Annotated in this window: 5 protein-coding genes; 2 read left to right on the forward strand and 3 right to left on the reverse strand. The window is 46.3% G+C overall.

What is annotated here, in order from left to right:
• Positions 1–66: 66 nt before the first annotated feature.
• Both ACR0P9_RS06540 and ACR0P9_RS06545 read right to left on the reverse strand, forming a co-directional pair.
• The gene (locus tag ACR0P9_RS06540) at positions 67–1281 is read right to left on the reverse strand and encodes a sensor histidine kinase (RefSeq protein WP_432618466.1); all 1215 of its coding nucleotides are present in this window, start codon (positions 1279–1281) and stop codon (positions 67–69) included.
• Positions 1278–1982 carry a response regulator transcription factor gene (locus tag ACR0P9_RS06545; protein WP_432618468.1) on the reverse strand — a complete coding sequence of 235 codons (705 nt, stop codon included), beginning with the start codon at positions 1980–1982 and terminating at the stop codon, positions 1278–1280. The genes ACR0P9_RS06540 and ACR0P9_RS06545 overlap by 4 nt, the downstream gene beginning before the upstream one ends.
• A gap of 238 nt (positions 1983–2220) precedes the next feature.
• Between ACR0P9_RS06545 and ACR0P9_RS06550 the strand changes: the two genes are divergently transcribed.
• Together ACR0P9_RS06550 and ACR0P9_RS06555 are read left to right on the forward strand one after the other, a co-directional pair.
• On the forward strand, positions 2221–3873 hold the full coding sequence (locus ACR0P9_RS06550; RefSeq protein ID WP_432618470.1) for a BCCT family transporter: 1653 nt from the start codon (positions 2221–2223) through the stop codon (positions 3871–3873).
• A 146-nt stretch (positions 3874–4019) separates the two neighbouring features.
• The gene (locus ACR0P9_RS06555) at positions 4020–4571 is read left to right on the forward strand and encodes a nitroreductase family protein (RefSeq protein ID WP_432618472.1); all 552 of its coding nucleotides are present in this window, start codon (positions 4020–4022) and stop codon (positions 4569–4571) included.
• 51 nt (positions 4572–4622) lie between these two features.
• Here the strand turns inward: ACR0P9_RS06555 and ACR0P9_RS06560 are convergent.
• The coding region (locus ACR0P9_RS06560) for a UDP-glucose--hexose-1-phosphate uridylyltransferase (RefSeq protein WP_432618474.1) at positions 4623–5855 on the reverse strand (1233 nt) is incomplete at its 5' end.

A 5855-nucleotide genomic window follows, 5' to 3' on the forward strand; every position in this document is an offset into this window, starting at 1 on the left:
CCTCGTATTGTAACATATCCTATGAGGAAAAGCAAAATCGCTTCCCAAGGCTGGGAAGCGATAGTATTAAGCGGGAAGTGTGCGAATCGTAAAGAAAAATGTTGTTCCTTTGCCAACTTCGGTCTGTACCCAAATAGTTTCATGCAGTCCGTTGATAATTTCATTGGCAATAGCGAGGCCGAGTCCGCTGCCGGTTGGATTATCTACTTCGCTTTTGTAAAAGCGTTCAAAAATGTGCGGCAGATCGGTGGAAGAAATACCGCGACCGGTATCATTGACGCGAATGGTTGCTTGACCATATTTCGTCGTGGCGTTGAGTGTGATACTGCCGCCTTCTTCTACAAATTTCAGTGCATTATCCAGTAAAATTTCTAAAAGCTGTATCACGCGATCTGCATCAGTATATAGCTTGGGCAGATTCCAAATGCTTTTTTCAATCGAAAAGAATAGGCCCAAATCTTCACAGCGTGACAGATAGCGGCTTTGGATCAGATTGAAAATTTCCTCTGGCGGAACTTCTGTTTTGTGAAACGTAATGCGACTGTCCTGTAGTTTGGACAGCTCGATAATTTGCAGGACAGAGTGTTCCAGTAAGCGGGATTCACGAGAGATAATACCGTAATAGCGGCTCAGCGTCGCTTCGTCATCGACTAAGCCTTCGCTCAGCGTTTCTGTAATCGCCTGAATCGACGCGATTGGTGTTTTTAGTTCATGACTGATGTTTGCAATGTACTGATGATAAATAGCCTCAACTTCTTCACGGCTTTTGCGCTGCGTTAATACGCTATAAATCACAACGATGTAGAGCAGCGTACAGACTAGCGCATAGGAGACAAGAACAAAGGGGATATATTCCAAAGACTGTGTCAGATACACTTCTCCTAAAAATGCCTTGCCGCGAAAGACCGGCGTGCCTGCTACAACAACAATGGCAAACGGCTGTGCGGAAAATGGCAGGGCATAGACAGAACGCTGTTTGTCATAATATTGAGAATATAAATCTGTATATTTTTGAAAGGGAAAATCGCGCTGACCATAGTATGTGTGCAAGGCGTTTGTGCCTGTTTCCGTCTGGTATAAAACGCTGCATGTCAAATATTGTTCTGGATGGGAAATGCTGCCGGTTTCAGAAATCTCTGTTGCAGCGTTTTGCGCCAAATCTCGCATATCCATATGAATGCGGCACTGGAAAAAATAAATAGAGAACAGACCGACAAACAGGACAAGACAATAGAACAGCACAATTTGAACATAGCGTTCCGCTTTGTTGTCTGAAATCATGCAATGCCTCCGAGTCGATAACCGACACCATAAATCGATTGGATGGCATAATGAACGTTCTCTGTCGGTAATTTTTTGCGAATGCGTTTGACAACAGCATCTACCGCACGTGTATCTCCGTAATAATCATATCCCCAAACAGCCTTTAAAATTTGTTCTCTGTTGAGAACTTTCTGCGCATTGCGGATGAGATAGGCGAGTAGCTGCACCTCTTTGGCTGTCATGTCTAGCTTTTCCCCATTGGACAACACTTCCATCGTGTCTAAATTGACAGATAGCTCTTGGTAACGCAAGATATTCTGCTTTGGGGCGTTTTCAGCAAGACGCTGCGCCTTTGCAGAGCGGGACAGAATCTTTTTTACGCGGAGAGAGACTTCACGCGGAGAAAATGGCTTGGTCACATAGTCATCTCCACCAAGCTCCAAGCCGACAATCCGGTCGATTTCCTCACTGCGTGCACTGAGAAAGATGATAGGTACTTCGCTTTCGCGGCGAATCGTGCGACATACTTCTGTACCATTTATCTTTGGCAGCATAATATCTAGAATAATTAAATCAATTTCGTGCCGTTTCCATTCGGAGAGCACGGATTCTCCATCATAGACAGAAATGACATGAATTCCTTCATCGTTAAGAAAACGGGTCAGACTTTCGTGAACAGCTTCTTTATCATCACAGATGAGCACCGTGTAATCGCTCATAATACACACCTTCGTTCTTTGTGCAAAATAAATAAAGTAAAATCAAAATAGCAGCGTTGGAAAAACAAAATATCACAAAGGTGACGGATTTTTGTCATATTTCTGCCGCATTTTTTGTCTATACTATAACCAACACAAAAAGTAACACAAAATTTGGGTGACTGCTGGTCAATATGAAGTATATCAGATATTGACACAGAGTGCAAGAAGTGTTGCAAAACGGAGAGGAGAATATGTGATGAATGGAACAAAAGAGAAAGGAAAAGTCAGATGGCCCGTCATGTCGGTTACCATTATTCTGTTCGCCCTGATGCTTGTTGCCATTGTTGTGAATGCAGAAAAATTCTATGACATTTTAAACAACTTGGTTATGAACAATCTGATGTGGGGCTTAGGATGGTTTACCTCGCTGGTTTGTCTGCTGATGGTCATCGTATGTGTTGTATTCATGGTTACGCCATTGGGAAAAATTAGACTTGGCGGACCAAATGCAAAACCGAAATTTACTTACTTACAGTGGTTCGGTATTTCCCTTTGTACTGGCATCGGCGCAGGCGTTGTATTCTGGGGCGCAGCAGAGCCGCTGCTGTTCACTATGGAGCCTGATCCATCCACTGGACTGGTTGGCGGTTCAAATGCTTCGTTGGTATGGTCAATGGTACATTGCTTCTTGCAGTGGGGATTTACACCATATGCGACTTGTGTTGTTATGGGCGTTATCCTTGCCTACGTTATCCTGAACAAGGGAGCACCGTTTAAGGCATCCGCTTGTTTGGTACCGATTTTTGGCAAAGATGCAGCAAATACCAAGTGGGCAACTGCATTTGATGCATGGTCTGCATTTGCACTGACCGGTGCAGTAGCGGGTGGTCTGGGATATGGCGCCATGCAGCTGTCTGCAGGCGTCAAGGCATTCGCTGGCATTGAGCCGTCTACGATGATGTATGTTGGCATTATCGCCTGTATGTTCGTCTTTTACAATTTGTCCGCAGTATCCGGCTTGAGAAACGGTATTACAATGTTGTCTAATCTGAACACAAGATTTTTCTTTGTTCTGTTGATTTTCGTGTTCTTGGCAGGTCCAACGGCATATATTTGCAACCTGTTCACACACAGCCTTGGCAACTACATGAATGAGTTCTTCTCAGCAAGCCTGTACACAGCTCCGTTCGCAGATTCCGGCAATTGGCCGCAGAACTGGGATATGTACTGGTGGGTAGACTGGATGGCATATGCACCGTTGCTCGGTCTGTTCATGGTTCGTGTTGGCTATGGCCGAACCCTTCGTGAGTTCGTCCTGATTGAATGGGTATTCCCGGCATTGTTTGGTATCGTTTGGTTCTCTGTATTCGGCGGAACCATTCTCCATGCACAGTTGTTTGACGGCATTGATTTCTACAGCATTTACCTCAATGACGGTGCAGAAGCGCTGACGTTGTCGATGTTTAATGTACTTCCGATAAGCAAGATCGCAAAGATCGTCATGTTGATTATTATTACCATCTCGCTGGTAACTCAGTGTGATTCGATGGCCGTTACCTTGGCAGGTATGTCTATCGAAGGCTCGGATGATACGCATGAACCGCCGGTATGGCTCAAGCTGTTCTGGGGCATCGTATTTGCAGTCATTGCTATGGTATTTGTTGTCCTTGGCGGCATCGGAGGTGTAAAGACGATTAAATCGTTCTGCGGCATCCCGCTTTGCTTCATGTGTCTGTTTATTCTGTTGGGCTTCCTCAAATATATGGCGAAGAGGCCGAGAAAAGCGAACGGTGAATATGAGTATGAGCCGGAAGTGGCAGATGCACCGGACAACGGAGAACCGGAAGCTGCTTTGGACTTCATCGATAAGTTTTTTGCAAAGCTCGTAGGTGGAAAGAAGAAACAGTAAGTGATCCGTTTTTCATAAGATTCCCTGCATAACGGAAGCATCCCATATCGGGATGCTTCTGTATTTTATGGAAAAAAACGGCATTGACGTTGCTGTGCGTCAATGGTATACTGAAGACAAGAAAACCAAAGAGGAGGCTATTTGTTATGAGCTTTATGGATATGGTATATAAGCGCGAGAGCTGCCGGTCGTATCAGGACAAGCCGGTTTCCCGCGAACTGCTGACCAAGATTGCAGAGGCAGGCAGATTAGCACCGAGTGGCTGCAATGCGCAGCCGTGGAAGTTTATCGTCATTGATGAGCCGGAAGCAAAGAAGAAGATGTGTGAAGCATTGGTTGTTGAGGGCGGTGCAACGGGCTGCCCGTGGAGAGAATCCGCACCGGCATTTATTGCGTTGGTAGAGGAACATGCCAATGTTATGCCGGCTGTTTTGGATTACTACGGTGATTCACAGCGATTTGCGCAGGGCGACATCGGCATGGCCGCCATGAACATGATGTACGAAGCAGAGGATCTCGGTCTGGGAACCTGCGTGCTGGGTCTGAGCGATCAGAAAAAGATGGAAGAGTCGTTCGGCATTCCGGAAGGACACACGGTTCGTATGGTTCTGGCTGTCGGATACAGCGCAGAGAGCAAGGAGCCGCGCAAGAAGGTTCGCAAGCCGTTAGAAGAAGTTTGCAGTTTCAACCAGTGGTAAAAAGCAAGAAAAAGCGTGATCGCTTCGATCACGCTTTTTTTGTGCAAAGAATTAAATTGATTGAGCAAACCGCAAAAATGCCTGTTTTCCCGCTTCATCCCGTTTGAATACGCCTGCGTGCTCCAAAACCTGAGAGAACACGATGCCGACTTCCTTTTGCAGAATGTCCATCACGTTTTCTTTGGTAAAGGTATAGCGCGTTTTCAGCTCATTCGCCCAAGCGGCATGAGAGGCTGTGCGTTCATCTGCGGTTAAATCCGCACGGGAGATCAGAGCATCTGCCACAGCAGCAAGCTCGGTTTTGAGTCGTGCCGGAAGCACTGCCAATCCCATGACTTCAATCAGACCAATATTTTCCTTCTTGATGTGATGCAGCTCCGCATGTGGGTGATACACGCCGAGCGGATGCTCTTTGGTCGTGATATTGTTGCGCAAAACCAGATCCAGTTCAAACTTGCCACCTCGCTTGCGCGCAATCGGTGTAATCGTGTTATGCGGTTCGCCGTCTGTCTCGGCAAAAATAAAGGCGTCTGCATCGGTATATCCGCGCCATGCCGCGAGAATCTTAGATGCGAGCGCAACGAGCGCACGGTCATCTGTACTTCTCAAGCGAATCACGGACATCGGCCATTTGACAATGCCTGCTTCTACGGTTTCAAAGTCCTTGAATGTCAACGGGGTTTCGATTGGCGCGCGTTCCATCGCAAAGGTATAATGACCGCCTTGAAAATGGTCATGTGCAAGAATTGAACCGCCGACAATAGGCAAATCGGCATTGGAACCGACGAAATAATGCGGAAACTGCTTGACAAAATCCAATAATTTGCGGAAGGTTGCCGGTTCGATCTTCATCGGCGTGTGCTCGGAATTAAACACAATGCAGTGCTCGTTGTAATACACATATGGAGAATACTGCATAAACCATGGACTGTTGTTAATGGTCACCGGAATAATGCGATGATTTTGCCGCGCTGGGTGATTGATGCGTCCGGCATATCCTTCATTTTCCTTGCACAACAGGCACTTCGGGTAGGCTGACTGCGGCAGCAGTTTTGCTGCCGCAATCGCTTTTGGGTCCTTTTCCGGCTTGGAGAGATTGATGGTAATGTCTAAATCGCCATATTCTGTTGGAGCGATCCATTTTACATCCTTGGCGATACGATCTCTGCGGATATAATTGGTATCCTGAGAGAACTTGTAAAACCAATCAGTCGCCTTCTGCGGATCCTGTTTATATAAAGAGAAGAAAATTTGCTGAATCTGACTCGGCATAGGAACTAAGGC

The sequence above is a fragment of the Butyricicoccus sp. genome (assembly GCF_050872565.1).
GTDB lineage: Bacteria > Bacillota > Clostridia > Oscillospirales > Butyricicoccaceae > Butyricicoccus_A.